Origin of the sequence: Pseudomonas fitomaticsae (assembly GCF_021018765.1) — a bacterium.
GTDB classification, from domain to species: domain Bacteria; phylum Pseudomonadota; class Gammaproteobacteria; order Pseudomonadales; family Pseudomonadaceae; genus Aquipseudomonas; species Aquipseudomonas fitomaticsae.
On sequence record NZ_CP075567.1, the window covers coordinates 2,225,798 to 2,247,974 of the forward strand.

Below are 22,177 nucleotides of genomic sequence, written 5' to 3' on the forward strand. Positions count from 1 at the left end.
CCCTCGCCACCAGGCGAGTAGACCGTGGTTGCTATAGTCTGTATAAACCAAAAGTTTAGAGTGGCGGTCATGGAAACCTTCAGCAGTATCGAATGCTTCGTGCGCAGCGCCGAAGTCGGCAGCTTTGCCGAGGCTGCGCGACGCCTGAGCCTGACACCGGCCGCCGTGGGCAAAAGCGTGGCGAAACTGGAAGTGCGCCTCGGTGTGAGGCTGTTCCAGCGTAGCACCCGTCGGCTGACCCTGACGGAAGCAGGGCAATTGTTTCTGAGTGAGGTCAGCGGCAGCCTGACCACCATCCAGAACGCGGTGAACAATCTGGCCAGTGCCGGTGGTCAACCGGCCGGCACGCTGAAAGTCAGCATGGGCACGGTGTTCGGCCGCTTGTACATCGTGCCGTTGCTGGGGGAGTTCCTGACAAGGTTCCCGGCGATCAATCCGGACTGGCATTTCGATAACCGCCAGGTCGATTTGATCGGCCAGGGTTTCGATGCAGCGATTGGCGGTGGCTTCGAACTGCCCCAAGGCGTCGTGGCGCGCAGGCTGACGCCGGCGCATCGGGTGTTGGTGGCTTCTGCGGATTATCTGGATCGATACGCACCGATCAGCGAGCCAGACGACCTCAAGCTGCACGACGGCATCCTGATCCGCTCACCGCAGACCGGTCGCGTGCGTTCCTGGCAGTTGACGCATCGCACCCGGCAACACAGCCCGCTGACCCTCAAGGCACGAATGACCATGAGCGATTCCGAAGCCGCCTGCGCCACGGCGGCGCAGGGGTTGGGGATTGCGTTGGTGAGCATGCCGTTCGCGGTCGGTTACCTGGAGGCGGGAACGTTGCAGCGAGTCTTGCCCGACTGGTACGTCGACGACGGCAACATCTCCATCTATTACGCCGAACACAAACTGCTGCCGGGCAAGACCCGGGCGTTCGTCGATTTCGTCATCGAGCAGTTTTCAACCCTGGGCCTCGCCGAGCGATTCAACGCGCAAAACGTGCTGGCCAGCCGATGATGGTTTTCGGGCGTGGCGTCGCATAGGTGCGCACCTTGGACGTCGACAGGCCCAGTCGCACCAGCGATTCGGCGATGGTCACAGCGGCGGTGACGCCATCGATCACAGGCACCCCGGCGCGCTGGCGGATCTTCTCGTCGAGCCCGGCCATGCCGCCGCAACCGAGGCAGATCACTTCGGCTTTATCCTGAGTCACCGCCAGTTCCGCCTGATGCACGATGGCTTCCAACGCCCGTTGCGGCTCGTGTTCCAGCTCCAGAACCGCCAGGCCACTGGCGCGCACCGAGGCGCAGCGATCCCACAGGCCGGACAGTTTCAGCCGATCCTCGATCAACGGCACGGTGCGATCCAGCGTGGTGACCACTGAATAGGCGTGGCCGAGAAACATCGCGGTGCTGGCCGCCGCATCGGTAATGTCCACCACCGGCACGTTGAGCAATTCCTGCAAACCTTCGCGACCGTGTTCGCCATAGCCGGCCTGGATGACCGCGTCGAACGGCTGGTCGTAGGACATCACCCGGTCCATCACGGCGATGGCGGCCAGATAACTTTCGAAATTGCCTTCGACTGAATCGGCGCCGAAATGCGGCGTCAGGCCGACGATCTCGGTGCCGGGGGAAGCGACAGCCTGCGCCGAACGGGCGATGGCCTGGGTGATGGATTCGGTGGTGTTGACGTTGACCACGAGAATTCGCATGGGAAGTCCTTATTACGGTTGGTTCTGCGGCCCCGCGAAGGGCCGCCAAAAGATTCAGTGGCTGACGTTGTCGACGGCGATGGCTTCACCGTCGACGTCGGCGTAGTGCGGCTGGCGTTTGGCGATGATCAGGTAGAGCATTCCGGCAATGCCGGCGCCGATCAGCCAGGAGAAGGGCGAAACGCTGTGGAAGCCCGGCACCAGTGCCAGAACGATCGCGATCAACGCGGCTGGAATGAACGCCGCCACCGCCCGCAGATTGACCCCTCGGCTGTAGTAATACGCACCGTTAGGGTTTTCGCTGTACAGCTGCGGCACGTGGATCCGGCCTTTGCGGATCAGCCAGTAGTCGACCATGATCACGCCGTACAGCGGGCCGAGCAGGGCGCCGAGGCCGGACAGGAAATACACGATCACCAGCGGGCTGTTGTAGAGATTCCACGGCAGGATCAGCACGGCGATGGTGGCGCTGATCAGCCCGGCGCGGCGGAAGGTCAGGTATTTCGGCGCCAGGTTGCTCAGCACGAAGGCCGGGGCGACGAAGTTGGCCATGATGTTCACCGCCACGGTAACGATCAGGAACGCCAGGCAGCCGAGCACCAGAAAGAACGTGTTGGGAATCGACGCAATGATTTCGGTCGGGCTTTCGATGATCCGGCCGTTGATCTGAAATTGCGCACCGCACAGCAGGACAGTGATCCCGGCGAACACCAGAATATTTACCGGCAGGCCCCAGAAGTTTCCGATCTTGATCGTCTTGCGGCACGGCGAAGAGCGGGCGAAGTCGCAGAAGTTGAGGATCAGCGTCCCGTAGATCGCCAGCCACAAGGCGCCGCCGGCAAAGATGTTGCGCCACATCTCGCCGCCGGTCAGCGGTTCGCGAATCGACCAGGCAATGGTCGCGTTGGCCTGGGTGTACATCCACGCGGCGAGGCAGGCGACGGTCAGCAGAATCACCGGCCCGGCGAACGCTTCGTAGCGACGAACCATCTCCATGCCGTAAGCCAGGATCGCCAGTTGCACGAACCAGATCGCCACGAAACACACCCAGCCCAGACTCGACAGGCCGAGGATCGAGTTGTGGTCGTAGTCGGCGAAACCGGGATGGATCGCCGTGAGCAGCACGCGAAACACCACTGACGCCAGGTACGTCTGAATGCCGAACCAGGCGATGGCGATCACCGCCCGGATCAATGCAGGAATCTGCGCCCCATGAATACCGAAACTGATCCGGCTGATCACCGGAAACGGCACGCCGGTTTTCTGCCCCATGTAGCCTGACAGGTTCATGAAGAAGTACACCAGCGCCGCACCGATCCCCAACGACAGCAGAATCTGCCAGCCGCCCAGGCCCAGGGCGTACAGGCCGATGGCAAACGAGTAGTTGGCGATGTTGTGCACATCGTTGGTCCACAGAGCAAAGATGCTGTATTTGCCCCAACGCCGTCCTTCGACCTTGGTCGGCGCGAGGTCGCTGTTGTGCAGACGCGGGCTCAGTTGCAGCGGTTCGGCGATGCCTTCACCGGGCACGCTGTGGTCGAGGGGGGAAGAGGCGGGCAGATTCAGCGCGATGTTGTTATTGGAGAGACTCGTACGCATTCCGGCAGGCTCCTGATGTTCGGGCCGCGATGACTGTGCATGAGCACTCGGGCTCGGCAGATCTTCGTCGCGGCGGTGAAACATCACAGGTTAGGGGCATCTGCAGCCTGTACGGGATAGGGCGCTTCAGGCTTGCGGATCGAAAGTGTGGGTTCATGTTTTGCGGCTTTGTATACAAAACATGTATGCACTAAAGCCAGATCTGTGCCAGCCGGCGATCTATGAAAACCGCCGCTGATTTCGAAAAGTTATTGAGGCGAGCCAAGTCGTTGAAATACGGGCGATATAAATTGACCGTTCGACCAGGTATTTATTTTTCGGAAGGGATTTTGACGGGCGCCGGGAGGGAGCGCTTTGGGAGTAGGATGTAACTTTTCAGGGCGCAGAAATGAAAAGTGCACACATAAATGGCACCGATGGTGACATTCGTGTGTACACATTTTCCATGTCTGGCGGAGACAACTGTGGGGCGAACGGTTTACGCCTTGCTGATGATATTCCCCGCATGCAACCCGCATTCTTTCTGGGTCGCTTCTTCCCACCACCAGCGACCTTCACGTTCGTGCTGGTTCGGCAGGACAGGGCGGGTGCACGGTTCGCAGCCGATGCTGATGAAACCGCGCTCGTGCAGGCTGTTGTACGGCAACTCCAGCATGCGGATGTAGCCCCAGATTTCCTCGCTGGTCATCTGCGCCAGCGGGTTGAACTTGTACAGGGTGCGCTCCGGGGTGGAGAACGCTGTATCGATTTCCATCACCGCCACGGCACTGCGGGTGCCTGGGCTCTGGTCGCGGCGCTGGCCGGTGGCCCAGGCCTTTACGTCGGAAAGCTTGCGACGCAGCGGTTCGATCTTGCGGATCCCGCAGCATTCGCCATGGCCGTCCTTGTAGAAACTGAACAGGCCTTTTTCCTTCACGAACGGTTCAAGTTTCGTGTAGTCCGGCGAGACCAGTTCGATATCGATCTTGTAGTGCTCGCGCACCTGGTCGATGAAGCGGTAGGTTTCCGGATGCAGGCGGCCAGTGTCGAGACTGAACACCTTGACGTTCTTGTTCAGCTTCCAGGCCATGTCCACCAGCACCACATCCTCGGCGCCGCTGAAAGATATCCACAGGTCATCGCCGAACTCGGCGAACGCGAGTTTGAGGATGTCCTGCGCGGATTTGTTGGCATAGGTCGTGGCGAGTTCCACGACGTCGAACGTTGGGCTCATCAGGGCGGCTTCCTACAGGTCGGTGGCGCTGGGCGCTCTATATGGCGGCGATGTTAACAAAAAGCAACGCCCGCCGGGGCGGCCTCTGCGTTGCGCGGTCCAGGTCGAGCCGCTAGAGTTCGGGCTCGCTCGACTCAATAAACATTACAAACGGGAGTGTCTTGTGGAAATCGCCTGTCTTGATCTTGAAGGGGTGCTGGTGCCGGAAATCTGGATCGCCTTCGCCGAAAAAACCGGAATCGAATCGCTCAAGGCCACCACCCGGGACATTCCCGACTACGACGTGCTGATGAAACAGCGCCTGCGCATCCTCGACGAGCATGGCCTGAAGCTTTCGGACATCCAGGAAGTGATCGCCACCCTCAAGCCGCTGGACGGCGCGGTGGAGTTCGTCAACTGGCTGCGCGAGCGGTTTCAGGTGGTGATTCTGTCAGATACGTTCTATGAGTTTTCCCAGCCGCTGATGCGTCAGCTGGGCTTTCCGACCTTGCTTTGCCATCGACTGATTACCGATGACAGCGGGCGGGTGACCAGCTACCAGTTGCGTCAGAAAGATCCTAAACGTCAGTCGGTCCTGGCCTTCAAGAGCCTGTATTACCGGGTGATTGCGGCGGGGGATTCCTACAACGACACCAGCATGCTGGGCGAAGCGGATGCGGGGATTCTGTTCCATGCGCCGGATAACGTGATTCGCGAGTTTCCGCAGTTTCCGGCGGTGCATACGTTTGCCGAGCTGAAGCAGGAATTCCTCAAGGCTTCGAACCGCGACCTGACTTTGTAGCAACCACATGATCGTTCCCACGTCGAACGCGTCCGCGTGGGAACGATCACCGCAGTCACCGCGACTTGGGAACGATCAACGGTTAAAGGTTCTGCAGGGTTTCGAGCAGTACTCTGACCTTGGTAATCGATTCCTGATACTCCGCCTGCCAGTCCGAATCGGCGACGATCCCGCCGCCGCCCCAGCAGCACACCTGCCCATCCTTCACCAGCAGACTGCGAATGGCGATGGAGCTGTCCATCTCGCCGCGAACATCCAGATACAGCAACGAACCGCAATACAAACCCCGTCGGGTCGGTTCCAGTTCGTCGATGATCTGCATCGCACGAATCTTCGGCGCGCCGGTGATCGAGCCGCCGGGGAAGCTGCCGGCGATCAGGTCCAGGGCATCGCGATCTTCCGCCAGTTCACCGGTCACGCTGCTGACCAGGTGATGCACGTTCGGATAGCTTTCCAGGCTGAACAACTCCGGCACCCGCACCGAGCCGATGCGGCAGGTGCGGCCCAGGTCGTTGCGCAGCAGGTCGACGATCATCAGGTTTTCCGCGCGATCCTTCGGGCTGGCCAGCAGTTCGGCGGCGTTCGCCGCGTCTTCGGCCGGGGTCGCGCCACGGGGGCGGGTGCCCTTGATCGGGCGGGTTTCCACCTGACGCTGACTGACTTTGACGAAACGTTCGGGCGACAGGCTCAGTACTGCGTTGCCGTCTGGCAGGCTCTGGAATCCGGAAAACGGCGTCGGGCAGGCCTCACGCAATTTGCAGTAGGCCAGCCATGGATCGCCTTGGCACGGTGCGCGGAAGCGCTGGGCGAAATTGACCTGATAGCAGTCGCCGGCCTGGATGTAATGCTGGATGCGCTCGAATGCCTTGCGGTATTCATCGGCCGAAAGATCGGCTGTCATCGGGTTGTTCAGCTTGAACGGGGTCAGCTCAGTGCCCGCCGGTTGGCTGAATACATCAATCAACCGCTGTTTCTCGCTGGCGCTGACTGACGGGTGAAACACCAATTGGCTGGTGGCCGATTGGTGATCGCTGATCAAGGCCCAGTCGTACAAGCCAAAACGTGCATCGGGCAGTTGCAGGTCATCCCGGGCCTGGCTCGGCAGGTTTTCCAGATGCCGGCCGAAGTCGTAGCTCAGGTAGCCGATCAGGCCGCCGGCGAAGGGCAATTCGTACCCGTCGGGCAATTGCGCGTCGCCCAAGCGGGTCAGATTGTCCCGCAGTCGTTGCAGGAAATCTTCCCCGCGCTCGTCCGGCAATACCGCCAGTTGTTCCAGCGGCCAGGCACTGAGCAGGTCATAACGGCCACGGTCGGCACTCGGCCGGCCACTGTCGAGCAGCACGGCGCCGGGCGCATGGCGGACGGCCGCGAAATAGTCGGCGGGGTTGGCGCGGTAGGGCAGCGGGTGTACGGAACAGGTCAACATGGGCGGGGCAGATCGGCCATCGAGGCGGGGTGGGGATTGTAGTCCCCTCCGAGAATTGCTCCTAGAGGGGATGTCGGGGATTGGCAGATTGGCGGCAGGAAGTGCGACTCAGCCCTCGACCGCCGGAATATGCCCAAACAGCTCCTGAGCAAACGCCACCCGCTCTTCAACCGACTCCGTCACCCCACGCGCCTTGAGCTCTTCCAGATGCGCTTCCACCGCATGGGTACGCAACGTCAGCCCACAATCATTGGCAATCTGGATATTCAGCCCCGGCCGCGCATTCAGCTCCAGAATCAGCGGGCCTTTCTCTTGATCCAGCACCATGTCCACGCCGATGTAACCCAGGCCACACAGCTCATAACAACCGGCGGCGAGTTTCATGAAACCGTCCCAGTAGGGCAGTTGCACGCCATCCACCGCGTTGGTGGTGTCCGGGTGTTTGGTGATGATGTTGTTCAGCCAGGTGCCGCGCAAAGTAAGGCCGGTGGCCAGGTCGACGCCAACGCCGATGGCGCCCTGGTGCAGGTTGGCCTTGCCCCCGGACTGGCGGGTCGGCAGTCGCAACATCGCCATCACCGGGTAACCCATCAGCACGATGATGCGAATGTCCGGCACGCCTTCGTAGCTGATGCTTTTGAAGATCTGGTCCGGGGTCACCCGGTATTCGATCAGCGCCCGATCACGGTGGCCGCCCAGCGAATACAAACCGGTGAGGATGCTGGAGATATGATGCTCCAGCTCTTCGTGGGCAATGATCTTGCCCGACACCGTGCGATAGCGGCCCTCAAAGCGGTCGGCGACCACGATGATGCCGTCGCCGCCGGCGCCCTGGGCCGGCTTGATCACGAAGTCGTTGCGCCCGCCGATGATCTCGCCGAGCTTGTCGATTTCCTTCTCCGTGGAAATCACGCCATACAGTTCCGGCACGTGAATGCCGGCCTTGATCGCGCGTTCCTTGGTGATGATCTTGTCATCGACGATCGGGTACAGGCTGCGCTTGTTGTACTTGAGCACATAGTCGGCATTACGCCGATTGATGCCCATGATGCCCCGGGCTTCCAGGGCCTTCCAGGTCTTCCAGAAACCGAACATCAGGCGTCAGCCTTCTTCAGGAAAGCCTTGAAACGCACGAGCTCGGTCAGGCGATAACCGCGATAGCGACCCATGGCCAGCATGAAGCCCACCAGAATCAGCAGGATTGCCGGGAAGGTGAACACGAAGTACACCAGCTCCGGAACGGTCATGATCAGGTGCGCCAGGGACGCCGCGAACAGCGTGCCGATCGCCACTTTCATGGCATGGCTGGCGCCGCGTTCTTCCCAGGTGATCGACAGGCGTTCGATGGTCATGGTCAGAATCACCATCGGGAACAGCGCCACCGACAGGCCACGCTCCAGACCGAGCTTGTGACTGAACAGACTGATCGCCGCAATCAGCACCACCACGAAGGTCAGCACCACCGACAGGCGCGGCAGCATTTGCAGCTTCAGGTGTTCCAGATACGAGCGCAGCGATAACCCGAGCGCGGTGATCACGGTAAACAGCAGGATGCCGAAGCCCAGCTGCGTCTCGCGGAAGGCCAGGGCGATCAGAACCGGCGTGAACGTGCCGAGGGTCTGCAGGCCGATCAGGTTGCGCAGGATCAGGATCACCAGCACGCCGATCGGGATCATCACCATGATCATGAAGGTTTGCTGGGTTTGCAGCGGCAGGCCGTACAGCGAGTATTCGAGGAAGTTGGCGTCTGTGTTTTCGTCGGTCAGCTTGGCCAGACGAATCGCGTTCATCTCGCTGTTGTTCAGGCTGAAGGTCACGTTGGCTTTCTTGCCGCCGTCGACGGTGATCAGGTTTTCATCGCCGCTCCACCACAGCAGGCGGTCGGTCGGCAGGCCTTGTTCACCGGTTTCGGGGTTGAAGTACAGCCAGTCGGTGCCGTTGAAACTGCGCAGCCACAGTTCCGGGGTTTGCGGCTGATCGGCGACGAGGCGGATGGTGTGGACTTTCTCCACCGGTACGTGGGCGATGGACAGCAGCAGCTCGACGATTTTGGCTTTGTGCGGCGTCGACGGATCGCCGGCCAGCAGCAGTTTCACGTTGTCGTCGTTGACGTTGTTGACGCGCTTGATCGCTTCGCCAATGAAGGTCTCGACGTCGGCCGAGTGCTGGCGGATCGGGGCGAGCAGGGCTTCGGCGGCAATCTTTTCCGGGCCTTCGATGGCTATGCTGTCGCGGAAGGTCGGGCCTTTGACCTTGGTTTTCTCGGCGGTGTAACGCTTGGTCAGCACCAGACGGTAATAAAGCGTCTGGTTGCCCTTGGCCCGGCGCGCCGACCAGGTGACCTTGCGGTTGCCGTCGACGCGGTTGACCGCCACGCCGTAATTGTTGGAGATAAAGCTTTCATTGAGGCTGACGTAATCGCGGCTCAGGGGCGGCACGAACATCTGGATCTTCACCGGATCCTTGGTGCTGGCGACGAACTCGACCTTGGCGTCGATGTTCCACAGGTCGTCGGTGGCGTCTTCGGTCACTGGAATGCCGAGCACGAAAATCTGATAGGCCGTAACCGAAACGCCCAGCAACACCAGGATGGTGATCAGGACTTTCAGGTGGAAGGTTAGAGAACGCATGGAAATTACTCGGCGGTATGAGCGGCGATGGCGCAGGCGGGTTTGCCGGCAGCGTATTTAAGACTGGGATCGACCAGCGCATCGAAGCGTTTCAGCGCCTCGGAGCCGATCAAAAGCGGGTATTGGAACGCACTACGGTCGGTCAGGTTCACTTCGATGCTGCGCATTGCCGAACCCATGCAGATGTCCAGCTCGATCACCGGGCGGGCGGTGTACTTCTTGCCTTCCTCCGGATCGTAGTCGCCGGCGCGGCGCTTGATCTTGCTGACCCGGGCCAGCGGCCGTTCGATCGGGTGCGAATGTGCGGCGTCGATGGCCAGGTAGAAACGTACCCAAGACTCGCCGTTGCGTTTGAAACGTTTGATGTCGCGGGCGCTCAGGGAGGCGGTTTTCGCCCCGGTGTCGAGTTTCGCCGCCACTTCCAGGTTGATCCCGTCGAGGGCAGCGTATTCGTTGAGGCCGTACACGGTCTTTTCCCCCGCCGCGGCGAGGCCGGGCAGGCAAAACAGTGCAAAGAATGTGGGGAAGGGCTTGAGTCTCATAAATCCTGGCGAGCAGCGTTCCGTTCTCGGTTCAGGGCCATGGCATCAGGAAATCCTGTCTGCCCATGCGCCTTCGTGTGCCTATCAGCTTTTTATGACAAGCCGTGCAAATGACTCGCAAATGCGGGCGGCATTCTAGCACGGTGGTTTTATGGCGCCAGCGCCGGGGGCGGTCTATAACCCTTGGGGCTGATACCAAGGCTTATTAGACGATTGTCGACAATCTGTATTTATCCTTTGACTGATGCGGGCTGATTCGCTAGTTTTTGCCGCATTGGATTTGAAGGTGTCGACAATATGCTGGATCAACTCGATCCCCCGGTGATCAGCGGTGATGATTCCGAGACGCTCTCGGAAAACGTCTTCCGGCGCATCCAGGCGGCCATCGTCAAAGGCGAGATCGCCCCGGGCAGCAAGATCTCCGAGCCAGAACTGGCGCGCACCTACGGCATCAGCCGCGGGCCGCTGCGTGAGGCGATCCATCGTCTGGAAGGCCAGCGCCTGCTGGTGCGCGTGCCGCACGTCGGTGCGCGGGTGGTGTCGCTGAGCCATGCCGAACTGCTCGAACTCTACGAAATCCGCGAATCCCTCGAAGGCATGGCCTGCCGTCTGGCGGCCGAACGCATGAGCGTCGAAGAAATCGACGAACTGCGCCGGGTGCTGGAAACCCACGAACGCGATGCGGCGTTTCAGGCCGGCGTCGGCTACTACCAGCAGGAAGGCGATTTCGACTTTCACTACCGGATCATTCAGGGCAGCGGCAACCGCACCCTCACGCAAATGCTCTGCGGCGAGCTCTATCAACTGGTGCGCATGTACCGCATCCAGTTTTCCACCACGCCCAACCGCCCGCGCCAGGCCTTTGCCGAACACCACCGGATTCTCGATGCCATCGCCGACCGTGACGGCGAACTCGCGGAATTGTTGATGCGCCGTCACATCGGCGCCTCGAAACGCAACATCGCCCGTCATTACCAGGACGGCGCCGACAATAAGACAGCCACTGAACGAGGTGAGTCATGAGTTCCAACAAGAGCACTCCAGGCCAGCGTTTCCGCGATGCGGTCGCCAGCGAACATCCGTTGCAAGTGGTCGGGGCGATCAACGCCAACCACGCGCTGCTGGCCAAGCGCGCCGGTTTCAAGGCGATCTACCTGTCGGGTGGCGGGGTGGCTGCCGGCTCCCTCGGCGTGCCGGACCTGGGCATCACCGGCCTGGATGACGTGCTGACCGACGTGCGTCGCATTACCGACGTCTGCGACCTGCCGCTGCTGGTGGACGTGGACACCGGTTTTGGCGCCTCGGCGTTCAACGTGGCCCGCACCGTCAAGTCGATGATCAAATTCGGCGCGGCGGCGATTCACATCGAAGACCAGGTCGGCGCCAAGCGTTGCGGCCACCGTCCGAACAAAGAGATCGTGACCCAGCAGGAAATGGTCGACCGCATCAAGGCCGCCGTCGATGCCCGCACCGACGACAGCTTCGTGATAATGGCCCGCACCGACGCGCTGGCCGTTGAGGGTCTGGAATCGGCACTGGATCGCGCCGCCGCGTGCATCGAGGCCGGCGCCGACATGATCTTCCCGGAAGCCATCACTGAGCTTGAAATGTACAAGCTGTTCGCCAGCCGCGTGAAAGCGCCGATCCTGGCCAACATCACCGAATTCGGCTCGACGCCGCTGTACACCACCGAGCAGCTTGCGGGAGCCGATGTGTCGCTGGTGCTGTACCCGCTGTCGGCGTTCCGCGCGATGAACAAGGCCGCGGAAAACGTCTACACCGCGATCCGTCGCGACGGTACTCAGCAGAATGTCATCGACACCATGCAGACTCGCATGGAGCTCTACGATCGCATCGATTACCACACCTTCGAGCAGAAGCTCGACGCGTTGTTTGCGGCGAAGAAGTAAGCCGCAACCGTACTCCCTAATAAATTCAAGATTGGAGACAACAATGGCCGAAGCAAAAGTACTCAGTGGCGCCGGGCTCCGGGGCCAGGTTGCCGGGCAAACCGCACTGTCCACCGTGGGCCAGGCCGGTGCCGGGCTGACCTATCGCGGCTACGACGTGCGCGAACTGGCGGCAGACGCACAATTTGAAGAAGTGGCGTACCTGCTGCTCTACGGAGAGCTGCCAACCAAGGCGCAACTCGCCGCCTATCAAGGCAAACTGAGCAAGCTGCGCGACCTGCCGCAGGCGCTGAAAGAAGTGCTGGAACGCATCCCCGCCGACGCCCACCCGATGGACGTGATGCGCACCGGCTGCTCGTTCCTGGGCAACATCGAGCCGGAGAAAGACTTCTCCGAGCAACGCGACAAGACCGACCGCCTGCTGGCCGCGTTCCCGGCGATCATGTGCTACTGGTATCGCTTCAGCCACGACGGCAAACGCATCAATTGCGTGACGGACGAGCCGTCCATCGGCGGTCACTTCCTGCACCTGCTGCACGACAAGAAGCCGAGCGAACTGCACGTCAAGGTGATGAACGTGTCGCTGATCCTCTACGCGGAGCACGAGTTCAACGCCTCGACCTTCACCGCTCGGGTGTGTGCGTCGACCCTGTCCGACCTGTATTCCTGCGTCACGGCAGCCATCGGCTCGCTGCGCGGCCCGCTGCACGGTGGCGCCAACGAAGCGGCGATGGAAATGATCGAGCGCTTCTCGTCGCCGGAAGAGGCGATCAAGGGCACCCTCGGCATGCTCGAACGCAAGGACAAGATCATGGGCTTCGGCCACGCGATCTATAAGGACAGCGATCCGCGCAACGAGGTGATCAAGGGCTGGTCGAAAAAACTTGCCGACGAAGTGGGCGACAAGGTGTTGTTCGCGGTCTCGGAAGCCATCGACAAGACCATGTGGGAACAGAAAAAACTGTTCCCCAACGCCGACTTCTACCATGCCTCGGCGTACCACTTCATGGGCATCCCGACCAAGCTGTTCACCCCTATCTTCGTCTGCTCGCGCCTGACCGGCTGGGCAGCGCACGTGTTCGAACAGCGGGCCAACAACCGCATCATCCGTCCAAGCGCCGAGTACACCGGCGTCGAACAGCGCAAGTTCGTGCCAATCGACCAGCGCTGACCGGGGAGGGCGCCGGCACAGGCGCCCCCTCTTTGAAACTACCGTGACCGAGTCCTGACCGATGAACACAGAATTTCGCAAGAACCTGCCCGGCACGCCGCTGGACTTTTTCGACGTCCGCGCGGCTGTCGATGCGATCCAGCCGGGCAGCTACGACACCCTGCCGTACACCTCTCGCGTGCTGGCGGAAAACCTCGTGCGTCGCTGCGACCCGGCCACGCTCACCGATTCCCTGAAACAACTGATCGAGCGCAAACGCGACCTCGACTTCCCGTGGTTCCCGGCCCGTGTGGTGTGCCACGACATTCTCGGCCAGACTGCGCTGGTGGATCTGGCCGGCCTGCGCGACGCGATTGCCCAGCAGGGCGGCGACCCGGCGCAGGTCAACCCGGTGGTGCCGACCCAACTGATCGTCGACCACTCGCTGGCGGTTGAAGCGGGCGGTTTTGACGCACAGGCGTTCGAGAAGAACCGCGCCATCGAAGACCGTCGCAACGAAGACCGTTTCCACTTCATCAACTGGACCAAGAAGGCGTTCAAGAACGTCGACGTGATCCCGCCGGGCAACGGCATCATGCACCAGATCAACCTGGAGAAAATGTCCCCGGTGATCCAGGTGCGCGACGGCGTGGCATTCCCGGATACCTGCGTCGGCACCGACAGCCACACCCCGCACGTCGATGCGCTGGGCGTGATCGCCATCGGTGTCGGTGGGCTTGAAGCCGAGAGCGTGATGCTCGGTCGCGCGTCGTGGATGCGCCTGCCGGAAAGCGTCGGCGTCGAACTGACCGGCAAGCTGCAACCGGGCATCACCGCCACCGACATGGTGCTGGCACTGACCGAATACCTGCGCAAACAGAAAGTCGTTGGTGCGTGGCTGGAGTTCTTCGGTGAAGGTGCTTCGGCACTGACCCTCGGCGACCGCGCGACCATCTCCAACATGGCCCCGGAATACGGCGCCACGGCGGCGATGTTCTACATCGACCAGCAGACCATCGACTACCTGAAACTCACCGGTCGCGAAGACCAGCAAGTGCAACTGGTCGAGCAATACGCCAGGCAGATCGGCCTGTGGGCTGACAGCCTGAAAGGCGCGCAGTACGAGCGCGGGCTGACCTTCGACCTGTCTTCGGTGGTGCGCAACATGGCCGGCCCGAGCAACCCGCACGCCCGTGTAGCGGTGTCGGATCTGGCGGCCAAAGGCATCGCTGGCCAGTGGGAAGAGGTGCCGGGGCAAATGCCCGACGGCGCGGTGATCATCGCCGCCATCACCAGTTGCACCAATACCAGCAACCCGCGCAACGTAATCGCCGCCGGCCTGCTGGCGCGCAACGCCAACAAGCTCGGGCTGACGCGCAAGCCGTGGGTCAAGTCGTCGCTGGCGCCGGGCTCGAAAACCGTGGCGCTGTACCTCGATGAAGCGGGGCTGACCACGGAGCTGGAGCAGCTCGGTTTCGGCGTCGTCGCGTTTGCCTGCACCACCTGCAACGGCATGTCCGGCGCGCTGGATCCGGTGATCCAGCAAGAGATCATCGACCGCGACCTGTACGCCACCGCTGTGCTGTCCGGCAACCGCAACTTCGACGGCCGGATTCACCCGTACGCCAAGCAGGCGTTCCTCGCTTCGCCGCCGCTGGTGGTGGCCTACGCGATTGCTGGCACCATCCGTTTCGACATCGAAAAAGATGTGCTGGGCGTGGTCGACGGCAAGGAAATCCGCCTGAAAGACATCTGGCCGAGCGACGAAGAAATCGACGCTGTGGTGAAATCCTCGGTCAAGCCCGAGCAGTTCCGTCAGGTCTACATCCCGATGTTCGCCATTCACGAAGACACCGGCCCGAAAGTCACGCCGCTGTATGACTGGCGCGAGATGAGCACCTACATCCGCCGTCCGCCGTACTGGGAAGGCGCGCTGGCCGGGGCACGGCCGCTCAAGGGCATGCGTCCGCTGGCGGTATTGCCGGACAACATCACCACCGATCACCTGTCGCCGTCGAACGCGATCATGCTCGACAGCGCCGCCGGTGAGTACCTGGCGAAAATGGGCCTGCCGGAAGAGGACTTCAACTCTTACGCGACCCACCGTGGCGACCACTTGACCGCGCAGCGCGCGACGTTTGCCAACCCGAAACTGTTCAACGAAATGGTCGTGGAAAACGGCAAGGTCAAGCAGGGCTCGCTGGCCCGCGTCGAGCCGGAAGGCCAAGTGATGCGCATGTGGGAAGCCATCGAAACCTACATGGAACGCAAGCAGCCGCTGATCATCATCGCCGGCGCCGACTACGGCCAGGGTTCGTCCCGCGACTGGGCGGCCAAGGGCGTGCGTCTGGCGGGTGTGGAAGCGATCGCCGCCGAAGGGTTCGAGCGCATTCACCGCACCAACCTGGTGGGCATGGGCGTGCTGCCGTTGGAATTCAAACCGGGCACCGACCGCAAGACGCTGGGCATCGACGGCAGCGAAACCTACGACGTGATCGGCGAGCGCACGCCGCGTGCCGACCTGACGCTGGTGATCCATCGCAAGAGCGGCGAACGCGTCGACGTGCCGGTGACCTGCCGTCTCGACACCGCCGAAGAAGTGTCGATCTACGAGGCCGGCGGCGTGTTGCAGCGCTTCGCTCAGGACTTCCTCGAAGAGTCGGCGGTTGCCGTTTAAATCAACTGATGTGGGCATGGGACTTCAAGTCCCATGCCTTCGTTAAGGAGCACCATGGCTCACGCACCGCAAATAAAAATCCCCGCCACCTACATGCGTGGCGGCACCAGCAAAGGCGTGTTTTTCAGCCTCAAGGATCTGCCCGAAGCGGCGCAGATTCCGGGCCCGACCCGCGATGCGCTGCTGCTGCGGGTAATCGGCAGCCCCGACCCGTACGACAAGCAGATCGATGGCATGGGCGGCGCCACGTCCAGCACCAGCAAAACCGTGATCCTGTCGAAAAGCATCAAGGCCGATCACGACGTCGATTATCTGTTCGGTCAGGTGTCCATCGACAAGCCGTTCGTGGACTGGAGCGGCAACTGCGGCAACCTGTCGGCGGCGGTCGGTTCGTTCGCCATCAGCAACGGTCTGGTGGACGCCAGCCGCATTCCGCACAACGGCGTGGCGGTGGTTCGCGTGTGGCAGGCCAACATCGGCAAGACCATCATTGCCCACGTGCCGATCACCAACGGCGAAGTCCAGGAAACCGGTGATTTCGAACTCGACGGCGTGACCTTCCCGGCCGCCGAAGTCCAGGTCGAATTCATGGACCCGGCGGCGGAAGAAGAGGGCGGCGGTGGCTCGATGTTCCCCACCGGCAACCTGATCGACGAGCTGGAAGTGCCGGGCGTCGGCACGTTCAAGGCGACCATGATCAACGCAGGTATTCCGACGATCTTCGTCAACGCCGAAGACATCGGTTACACCGGCACCGAACTGCAGAGCGCGATCAACAGCGATCCGAAAGCGTTGCAGATGTTCGAGACCATCCGCGCCTACGGTGCTTTGCGCATGGGGCTGATTTCCAGTCTGGATGAAGCGGCCAAGCGTCAGCACACACCGAAAGTGGCCTTCGTCGCCAAACCTGCGGATTACGTCGCGTCCAGTGGCAAAGCCATTGGCGCCGGGGATGTGGATTTGCTGGTGCGGGCGCTGTCGATGGGCAAGTTGCACCACGCGATGATGGGGACGGCGGCGGTGGCGATAGGCACCGCGGCAGCCATCTCGGGAACCTTGGTGAATCTGGCGGCGGGTGGTGTTGAGCGCAATGCAGTGCGGTTCGGGCATCCGTCCGGGACGTTGCGTGTTGGCGCAGAAGCTAGCCTGGAAAATGGTGAGTGGGTCGTGAAGAAAGCGATCATGAGCCGCAGTGCGCGGGTTCTGATGGAGGGCTACGTGCGCATCCCCGGAGATTCTTTCTGACGTAACACAGATCCAAATGTGGGAGCGGGCTTGCTCCGGGCGGCGATCCGACGAAAGCGGTGTATCAGGCAACATCAACGTTGGATATGCCGGCCCATTCGCGGGCAAGTCGAATCGTCGCACCGCCGCTCCCACAGGTTCTGTATTTCAACAATAAGAATGGTTTAAAACCAAGACTCAGCCTGAACCGAGGTCCCATCAACGAACCACTTTCAAGAGTGAATCGAACATGAGCGCCAACGTCGACCTGAACAACCGCCCCGACTACGACCGTGTCCTGCAGGACATCGCCGATTATGTCCTCACTTACAAAATCGAATCCACCGAAGCCCTCGACACCGCCCGCAACTGCCTGATGGACACCCTCGGCTGCGGCCTGCTGGCCTTGCGTTTCCCCGAATGCACCAAACACCTCGGCCCCATCGTCGAAGGCACCGTCGTCCCATTCGGCGCGCGAGTTCCTGGCACCTCCTATCGCCTCGACCCGGTCAAAGCCGCGTGGGACATCGGCTGCATCGTGCGCTGGCTCGATTACAACGACACCTGGCTCGCCGCCGAATGGGGGCATCCGTCGGACAACCTCGGCGGAATTCTCGCGGTGGCCGATCACCTGTCGCAAAAGCGTCTGGCCAATGGTGAAGCGCCGCTGACCGTGCGCGATGTACTCGAAGCCATGATCATGGCCCACGAAATCCAGGGCGTGATCGCGCTGGAAAACTCGTTCAATCGCGTAGGACTCGACCACGTCATTCTGGTGAAAGTCGCCTCGACTGCCGTGACCGCCAAACTGATGGGCGCCAACCGTGAGCAGCTGTTGTCGGCGTTGTCCCACGCGTTTGCCGACGGTCAGGCATTGCGTACGTACCGGCATGCGCCGAACGCCGGTTCGCGCAAGTCCTGGGCGGCAGGGGATGCATCGAGCCGGGGCGTGCGGCTGGCGGATATCGCGATGCGCGGCGAAATGGGGATCCCCGGCGTCTTGAGTGCCAAGCAGTGGGGCTTTTACGACGTGTTGTTCAGCCACACCAACAACGATCTCGCGCTCAAGCCCGAAGACAAACGCGCCTTCAGCTTCTCGCGGCCGTTCGGCAGTTATGTGATGGAAAACGTGCTGTTCAAGATCAGTTTCCCGGCAGAGTTCCACGCACAAACTGCCTGCGAAGCGGCCGTGACCTTGCATCCGCAGGTGCGCAACCGTCTGCATGAGATCGACCGGATCGTCATCACCACCCACGAATCGGCGATCCGCATCATTTCCAAGGTCGGGCCGCTGGCCAACGCCGCCGACCGCGATCACTGCCTCCAGTACATGACCGCCGTGCCGCTGACGTTCGGCAATCTGGTGGCCGAGCAGTACGAAGACGATTTCCACAAGGCCCATCCGATCATCGATGTGCTGCGCGAGAAAATGGTCATCGTCGAAGATCCGCGGTTCACCCGCGAATACCTGGAGGCCGACAAGCGCTCGATTGCCAACGCGGTGCAGGTGTTCTTCAAGGACGGTTCGAGCACGGAAAACGTGGTGGTGGAATACCCGATCGGGCATCGCCGGCGCCGGGCCGAGGGCATTCCATTGCTGGAGGACAAGTTCAGGGCAAATCTGGCCACCCGTTTCACCGGGCAGCGCTGCGGGGAGATTCTTGCGCTGTGCAAGGATCAGGCGCGGCTTGAAGCCACGCCGGTGAACCGGTTTGTCGATTTGTTTGTTATCTGAGAGTCCGCGTTATCGTTCTTCGCGGGCAAGCCACGCTCCCACAGGGTTTTGTTGTGAATGCAAAATCTGCGTACACCACAAACCCTGTGGGAGCTGGCTTGCCAGCGATGGCGGCTGCAAGGGTGCTACAAATCTATTTGAAGCGCCGCTCCACGCCTTTTTCCACGAGGATCTTCGCGGAAATTTCTTCTACCGAGAAATGCGTGGAGTTGATGTTCGGGATGTTCTCGCGGCGGAACAGGTTTTCCACCTCGCGCACTTCGAACTCGCACTGGGCGTAGCTCGAATAGCGGCTGTTGGGCTTGCGTTCGTTGCGGATCGCGGTGAGGCGGTCCGGGTCGATGGTCAGGCCGAACAGCTTGTGCTGGTGGGCGCGCAGGGCGGCCGGCAATTGCAGGCGTTCCATGTCGTCTTCGGTCAGCGGGTAGTTGGCCGCGCGGATGCCGAACTGCATCGCCATGTACAGGCACGTCGGCGTCTTACCACAACGCGACACGCCCACTAGTATCAGGTCGGCCTTGTCGTAATAGTGCGTGCGGGCGCCGTCATCGTTGTCGAGGGCGAAGTTCACCGCCTCGATCCGCTCCATGTAATTGGAGTTGTGACCGATGGAGTGGGACTTGCCGACGGTGTAGGAAGAATGCTCGGTCAGTTCCTGTTCGAGCGGGGCGAGGAACGTCGAGAAGATGTCGATCATGAAACCATTGGAGGTTGCGAGAATCTCACGAATGTCCTGATTGACGATGGTGTCGAAGATGATCGGCCGGAAACCGTCGGTTTCAGCGGCTTTGTTGATTTGTTGTACCATGGCCCGCGCTTTTTCAACGCTGTCGATGTACGGCCGCGTGAATTTGCTGAAGGTAATGTTTTCGAACTGCGCCAGAAGGCTTTGACCCAGGGTTTCGGCGGTGATGCCGGTGCCATCGGAGATAAAGAAAGCAGATCGTTTCATTTGCACCTTGGGCCTTAAGCTAGTGACGAATCTTGGATATGATAGGCGCGATTTGCCGGCCGCCATTGGCCCGCATTCTCACTTATTTTCCAGGTCCAGGCCATACAGCCGGCCAACGCTCCCCCGAGCCGCCGGTTTCTGAGCTTTTCCAACACAGTTAGTGGAGAGATCACCTTGGTAGAGTACGTAGTTTCCCTCGATAAGCTCGGCAAACACGATGTTGAGCATGTGGGGGGCAAGAACGCATCCCTGGGCGAGATGATCAGTAACCTGGCCGGTGCCGGTGTTTCGGTCCCCGGCGGCTTCGCCACCACGGCGCAAGCCTATCGCGACTTCCTGGAACTGAGCGGTCTGAACGATCAGATCCACAAGGCCCTCGATGCGCTGGACGTCGATGACGTCAATGCCCTGGCCAAGACCGGCGCCCAGATCCGCCAATGGATCATGGAAGCCGAATTCCCTGAAAAACTGAACACCGAGATCCGCACCGCGTTCGCTGCGCTGTCGGCCGGTAACCCTGACGTGGCCGTGGCCGTGCGTTCCTCCGCCACCGCCGAAGACTTGCCGGACGCTTCGTTCGCCGGTCAGCAGGAAACCTTCCTGAACATCCGTGGCGTGGAAAACGTCATCCGCGCGGCCAAGGAAGTGTTCGCTTCCCTGTTCAACGACCGTGCCATTTCCTACCGTGTCCACCAGGGCTTCGACCATAAACTGGTCGCCCTGTCGGCCGGTGTGCAGCGCATGGTGCGTTCGGAAACCGGCACCGCCGGCGTGATGTTCACCCTCGATACCGAATCCGGTTTCCGTGACGTGGTGTTCATCACCGGCGCCTACGGCCTGGGCGAAACCGTTGTTCAAGGCGCGGTGAACCCGGACGAATTCTATGTCCACAAGGGCACGCTGGCAGCCGGTCGTCCGGCGATCCTGCGCCGCAACCTGGGCAGCAAGGCCATCAAGATGATCTACGGCGACGAGGCCAAGGCCGGTCGTTCCGTGAAAACCGTTGATGTCGACAAGGCCGAGCGCGCGCGTTTCTGCCTGACCGACGCTGAAGTCAGCGAGCTGGCCAAGCAGGCGATGATCATCGAGAAGCACTACGGCTGCCCGATGGACATCGAGTGGGCCAAGGATGGTGACGACGGCAAGCTGTACATCGTGCAGGCCCGTCCGGAAACCGTGAAAAGCCGCACCCAGGCCAACGTCATGGAACGTTACCTGTTGAAAGAAACCGGCACCGTGCTGGTGGAAGGCCGTGCCATCGGCCAGCGCATCGGCGCCGGCAAGGTGCGGATCATCAAGGACGTCTCCGAGATGGACAAGGTCCAGCCGGGCGACGTGCTGGTCTCCGACATGACCGACCCGGACTGGGAACCGGTGATGAAGCGCGCCAGCGCCATCGTCACCAACCGTGGTGGCCGTACCTGCCACGCGGCAATCATCGCCCGTGAGCTGGGTATTCCGGCAGTCGTCGGTTGCGGCAACGCCACCCAACTGCTGAAGGATGGCCAGGGCGTGACCGTGTCCTGCGCCGAAGGCGACACCGGTTACATCTTCGAAGGCGAACTGGGCTTCGACATCAAGAAGAACTCCGTCGACGCCATGCCGGAGCTGCCGTTCAAGATCATGATGAACGTCGGCAACCCGGACCGCGCCTTTGACTTCGCGCAGCTGCCGAACGCCGGTGTGGGCCTGGCCCGTCTGGAATTCATCATCAACCGCATGATCGGCGTGCATCCGAAAGCGCTGTTGAACTACGACGGCCTGCCACAGGACATCAAGGAAAGCGTCGACAAGCGCATCGCCGGTTACGACGATCCGGTCGGCTTCTATGTCGAGAAACTGGTTGAAGGCATCAGCACCCTGGCCGCTGCGTTCGCACCGAAGAAGGTCATCGTGCGTCTGTCGGACTTCAAGTCCAACGAATACGCCAACCTGATCGGCGGCAAACTCTACGAGCCGGAAGAAGAAAACCCGATGCTGGGCTTCCGTGGCGCTTCGCGTTACATCAGCGAATCGTTCCGTGACTGCTTCGAACTCGAGTGCCGTGCGCTGAAACGCGTGCGCAACGAGATGGGCCTGACCAACGTCGAAATCATGGTGCCGTTCGTCCGTACCCTCGGCGAAGCCAGCCAGGTGGTGGATCTGCTCGCCGAAAACGGCCTGGCCCGTGGCGACAACGGTCTGCGCGTGATCATGATGTGCGAACTGCCATCCAACGCGATCCTGGCTGAAGAATTCCTCGAATTCTTCGACGGTTTCTCGATCGGCTCCAACGACCTGACTCAGCTGACACTGGGTCTGGATCGTGACTCCGGGATCATCGCGCACCTGTTCGACGAGCGTAATCCGGCGGTCAAGAAGCTGCTGGCCAACGCGATTGCCGCGTGCAACAAGGCTGGCAAGTACATCGGCATCTGTGGTCAGGGTCCTTCGGACCACCCGGACCTGGCCAAGTGGCTGATGGAGCAGGGCATCGAAAGTGTGTCGCTGAACCCGGACACCGTGCTGGAAACCTGGTTCTTCCTTGCCGAAGGCCAGGCGGCGGAATAAGCCGTGAATGAAGCCTCGGCCCGTTGAACCGGGTCGGGGCTTTAAGATTGAAGTAGGGCGAGCTCTCCGGATGCCGCCCT

17 protein-coding genes are annotated in these 22,177 nt (G+C 61.2%); 9 read left to right on the forward strand and 8 right to left on the reverse strand.

The genetic code is table 11. The features are described 5' to 3' along the window. Positions 1-69: 69 nt before the first annotated feature. Entirely contained in the window at positions 70-1,011 is a 942-nt protein-coding gene (locus KJY40_RS10165) for a LysR family transcriptional regulator (RefSeq protein ID WP_230736496.1), read from the forward strand. Here the strand turns inward: KJY40_RS10165 and KJY40_RS10170 are convergent. The 3 genes from KJY40_RS10170 to KJY40_RS10180 all read right to left on the reverse strand — a co-directional run bounded on the left by KJY40_RS10170 (position 980) and on the right by KJY40_RS10180 (position 4,520). Further along, on the reverse strand, positions 980-1,708 hold the full coding sequence (locus KJY40_RS10170; protein WP_230736498.1) for an aspartate/glutamate racemase family protein: 729 nt from the start codon (positions 1,706-1,708) through the stop codon (positions 980-982). The genes KJY40_RS10165 and KJY40_RS10170 overlap by 32 nt on opposite strands. 54 nt (positions 1,709-1,762) lie before the next feature. Further along, positions 1,763-3,307 (reverse strand): NCS1 family nucleobase:cation symporter-1, encoded by a 1,545-nt coding sequence (locus KJY40_RS10175; protein ID WP_230736500.1) that lies wholly within the window; start codon positions 3,305-3,307, stop codon positions 1,763-1,765. A 478-nt stretch (positions 3,308-3,785) separates the two neighbouring features. Beyond that, positions 3,786-4,520 carry a phosphoadenylyl-sulfate reductase gene (locus KJY40_RS10180; RefSeq protein WP_039769972.1) on the reverse strand — a complete coding sequence of 245 codons (735 nt, stop codon included), beginning with the start codon at positions 4,518-4,520 and terminating at the stop codon, positions 3,786-3,788. 163 nt (positions 4,521-4,683) lie between these two features. Between KJY40_RS10180 and thrH the strand changes: the two genes are divergently transcribed. Continuing rightward, positions 4,684-5,301 (forward strand): bifunctional phosphoserine phosphatase/homoserine phosphotransferase ThrH, encoded by a 618-nt coding sequence (thrH, locus tag KJY40_RS10185; protein WP_230736503.1) that lies wholly within the window; start codon positions 4,684-4,686, stop codon positions 5,299-5,301. 82 nt (positions 5,302-5,383) lie between these two features. Here thrH and pabB read toward each other — a convergent pair whose 3' ends face one another. The 4 genes from pabB to rloA all read right to left on the reverse strand — a co-directional run bounded on the left by pabB (position 5,384) and on the right by rloA (position 9,899). Further along, the gene (pabB, locus tag KJY40_RS10190; RefSeq protein ID WP_230736505.1) at positions 5,384-6,727 is read right to left on the reverse strand and encodes an aminodeoxychorismate synthase component I; all 1,344 of its coding nucleotides are present in this window, start codon (positions 6,725-6,727) and stop codon (positions 5,384-5,386) included. Positions 6,728-6,835: 108 nt separating this feature from the next. Continuing rightward, complete coding sequence (locus KJY40_RS10195) at positions 6,836-7,822, reverse strand: alpha-L-glutamate ligase-like protein (protein ID WP_007951965.1); 987 nt, start codon at positions 7,820-7,822, stop codon at positions 6,836-6,838. Beyond that, positions 7,822-9,357, reverse strand: a complete 1,536-nt coding sequence (gene rloB, locus KJY40_RS10200) for an osmotic stress tolerance membrane protein RloB (RefSeq protein ID WP_230736506.1) — start codon at positions 9,355-9,357, stop codon at positions 7,822-7,824. The genes KJY40_RS10195 and rloB overlap by 1 nt, the downstream gene beginning before the upstream one ends. A 5-nt stretch (positions 9,358-9,362) precedes the next feature. Further along, complete coding sequence (rloA, locus tag KJY40_RS10205) at positions 9,363-9,899, reverse strand: retropepsin-like aspartic peptidase RloA (RefSeq protein ID WP_011333239.1); 537 nt, start codon at positions 9,897-9,899, stop codon at positions 9,363-9,365. A gap of 300 nt (positions 9,900-10,199) precedes the next feature. Between rloA and KJY40_RS10210 the strand changes: the two genes are divergently transcribed. The 6 genes from KJY40_RS10210 to prpD all read left to right on the forward strand — a co-directional run bounded on the left by KJY40_RS10210 (position 10,200) and on the right by prpD (position 18,595). Next, a complete protein-coding gene (locus tag KJY40_RS10210; protein ID WP_169432611.1) occupies positions 10,200-10,922 on the forward strand; it encodes a GntR family transcriptional regulator in 723 nt (240 codons plus the stop codon). Then, a complete protein-coding gene (prpB, locus tag KJY40_RS10215) occupies positions 10,919-11,809 on the forward strand; it encodes a methylisocitrate lyase (RefSeq protein ID WP_007951973.1) in 891 nt (296 codons plus the stop codon). The genes KJY40_RS10210 and prpB overlap by 4 nt, the downstream gene beginning before the upstream one ends. Positions 11,810-11,852: 43 nt before the next feature. After that, entirely contained in the window at positions 11,853-12,980 is a 1,128-nt protein-coding gene (gene prpC, locus KJY40_RS10220) for a bifunctional 2-methylcitrate synthase/citrate synthase (RefSeq protein WP_230736509.1), read from the forward strand. A gap of 61 nt (positions 12,981-13,041) precedes the next feature. Next, positions 13,042-15,636 (forward strand): Fe/S-dependent 2-methylisocitrate dehydratase AcnD, encoded by a 2,595-nt coding sequence (gene acnD, locus KJY40_RS10225; RefSeq protein ID WP_230736511.1) that lies wholly within the window; start codon positions 13,042-13,044, stop codon positions 15,634-15,636. A 54-nt stretch (positions 15,637-15,690) separates the two neighbouring features. Beyond that, positions 15,691-16,881 carry a 2-methylaconitate cis-trans isomerase PrpF gene (prpF, locus tag KJY40_RS10230; RefSeq protein WP_230736513.1) on the forward strand — a complete coding sequence of 397 codons (1,191 nt, stop codon included), beginning with the start codon at positions 15,691-15,693 and terminating at the stop codon, positions 16,879-16,881. A gap of 229 nt (positions 16,882-17,110) precedes the next feature. Next, positions 17,111-18,595: a 2-methylcitrate dehydratase gene (gene prpD, locus KJY40_RS10235; protein ID WP_230736515.1), complete on the forward strand. Its 1,485-nt coding sequence runs from the start codon at positions 17,111-17,113 to the stop codon at positions 18,593-18,595. A 133-nt stretch (positions 18,596-18,728) separates the two neighbouring features. On the opposite strand, the gene ppsR is transcribed toward prpD, so the two are convergent. After that, positions 18,729-19,547, reverse strand: coding sequence for a posphoenolpyruvate synthetase regulatory kinase/phosphorylase PpsR (gene ppsR / locus KJY40_RS10240; protein WP_007951980.1), 819 nt, complete (start codon positions 19,545-19,547; stop codon positions 18,729-18,731). 174 nt (positions 19,548-19,721) lie between these two features. Here ppsR and ppsA point away from each other — a divergent pair, with 174 nt between their 5' ends. Then, positions 19,722-22,097, forward strand: a complete 2,376-nt coding sequence (gene ppsA, locus KJY40_RS10245; protein WP_085609043.1) for a phosphoenolpyruvate synthase — start codon at positions 19,722-19,724, stop codon at positions 22,095-22,097. Positions 22,098-22,177: the final 80 nt, after the last annotated feature.

What these genes read in the sequence shown, in the direction of transcription:
- KJY40_RS10165 (WP_230736496.1), top strand. Translation starts at nt 70, where the DNA reads ATGGAAACCTTCAGCAGTATCGAATGCTTCGTGCGCAGCGCCGAAGTC.
- KJY40_RS10170 (WP_230736498.1), bottom strand. Translation starts at nt 1,708, where the DNA reads ATGCGAATTCTCGTGGTCAACGTCAACACCACCGAATCCATCACCCAG.
- KJY40_RS10175 (WP_230736500.1), bottom strand. Translation starts at nt 3,307, where the DNA reads ATGCGTACGAGTCTCTCCAATAACAACATCGCGCTGAATCTGCCCGCC.
- KJY40_RS10180 (WP_039769972.1), bottom strand. Translation starts at nt 4,520, where the DNA reads ATGAGCCCAACGTTCGACGTCGTGGAACTCGCCACGACCTATGCCAAC.
- pabB (WP_230736505.1), bottom strand. Translation starts at nt 6,727, where the DNA reads ATGTTGACCTGTTCCGTACACCCGCTGCCCTACCGCGCCAACCCCGCC.
- KJY40_RS10195 (WP_007951965.1), bottom strand. Translation starts at nt 7,822, where the DNA reads ATGTTCGGTTTCTGGAAGACCTGGAAGGCCCTGGAAGCCCGGGGCATC.
- rloB (WP_230736506.1), bottom strand. Translation starts at nt 9,357, where the DNA reads ATGCGTTCTCTAACCTTCCACCTGAAAGTCCTGATCACCATCCTGGTG.
- rloA (WP_011333239.1), bottom strand. Translation starts at nt 9,899, where the DNA reads ATGAGACTCAAGCCCTTCCCCACATTCTTTGCACTGTTTTGCCTGCCC.
- prpB (WP_007951973.1), top strand. Translation starts at nt 10,919, where the DNA reads ATGAGTTCCAACAAGAGCACTCCAGGCCAGCGTTTCCGCGATGCGGTC.
- prpC (WP_230736509.1), top strand. Translation starts at nt 11,853, where the DNA reads ATGGCCGAAGCAAAAGTACTCAGTGGCGCCGGGCTCCGGGGCCAGGTT.
- acnD (WP_230736511.1), top strand. Translation starts at nt 13,042, where the DNA reads ATGAACACAGAATTTCGCAAGAACCTGCCCGGCACGCCGCTGGACTTT.
- prpF (WP_230736513.1), top strand. Translation starts at nt 15,691, where the DNA reads ATGGCTCACGCACCGCAAATAAAAATCCCCGCCACCTACATGCGTGGC.
- prpD (WP_230736515.1), top strand. Translation starts at nt 17,111, where the DNA reads ATGAGCGCCAACGTCGACCTGAACAACCGCCCCGACTACGACCGTGTC.
- ppsR (WP_007951980.1), bottom strand. Translation starts at nt 19,547, where the DNA reads ATGAAACGATCTGCTTTCTTTATCTCCGATGGCACCGGCATCACCGCC.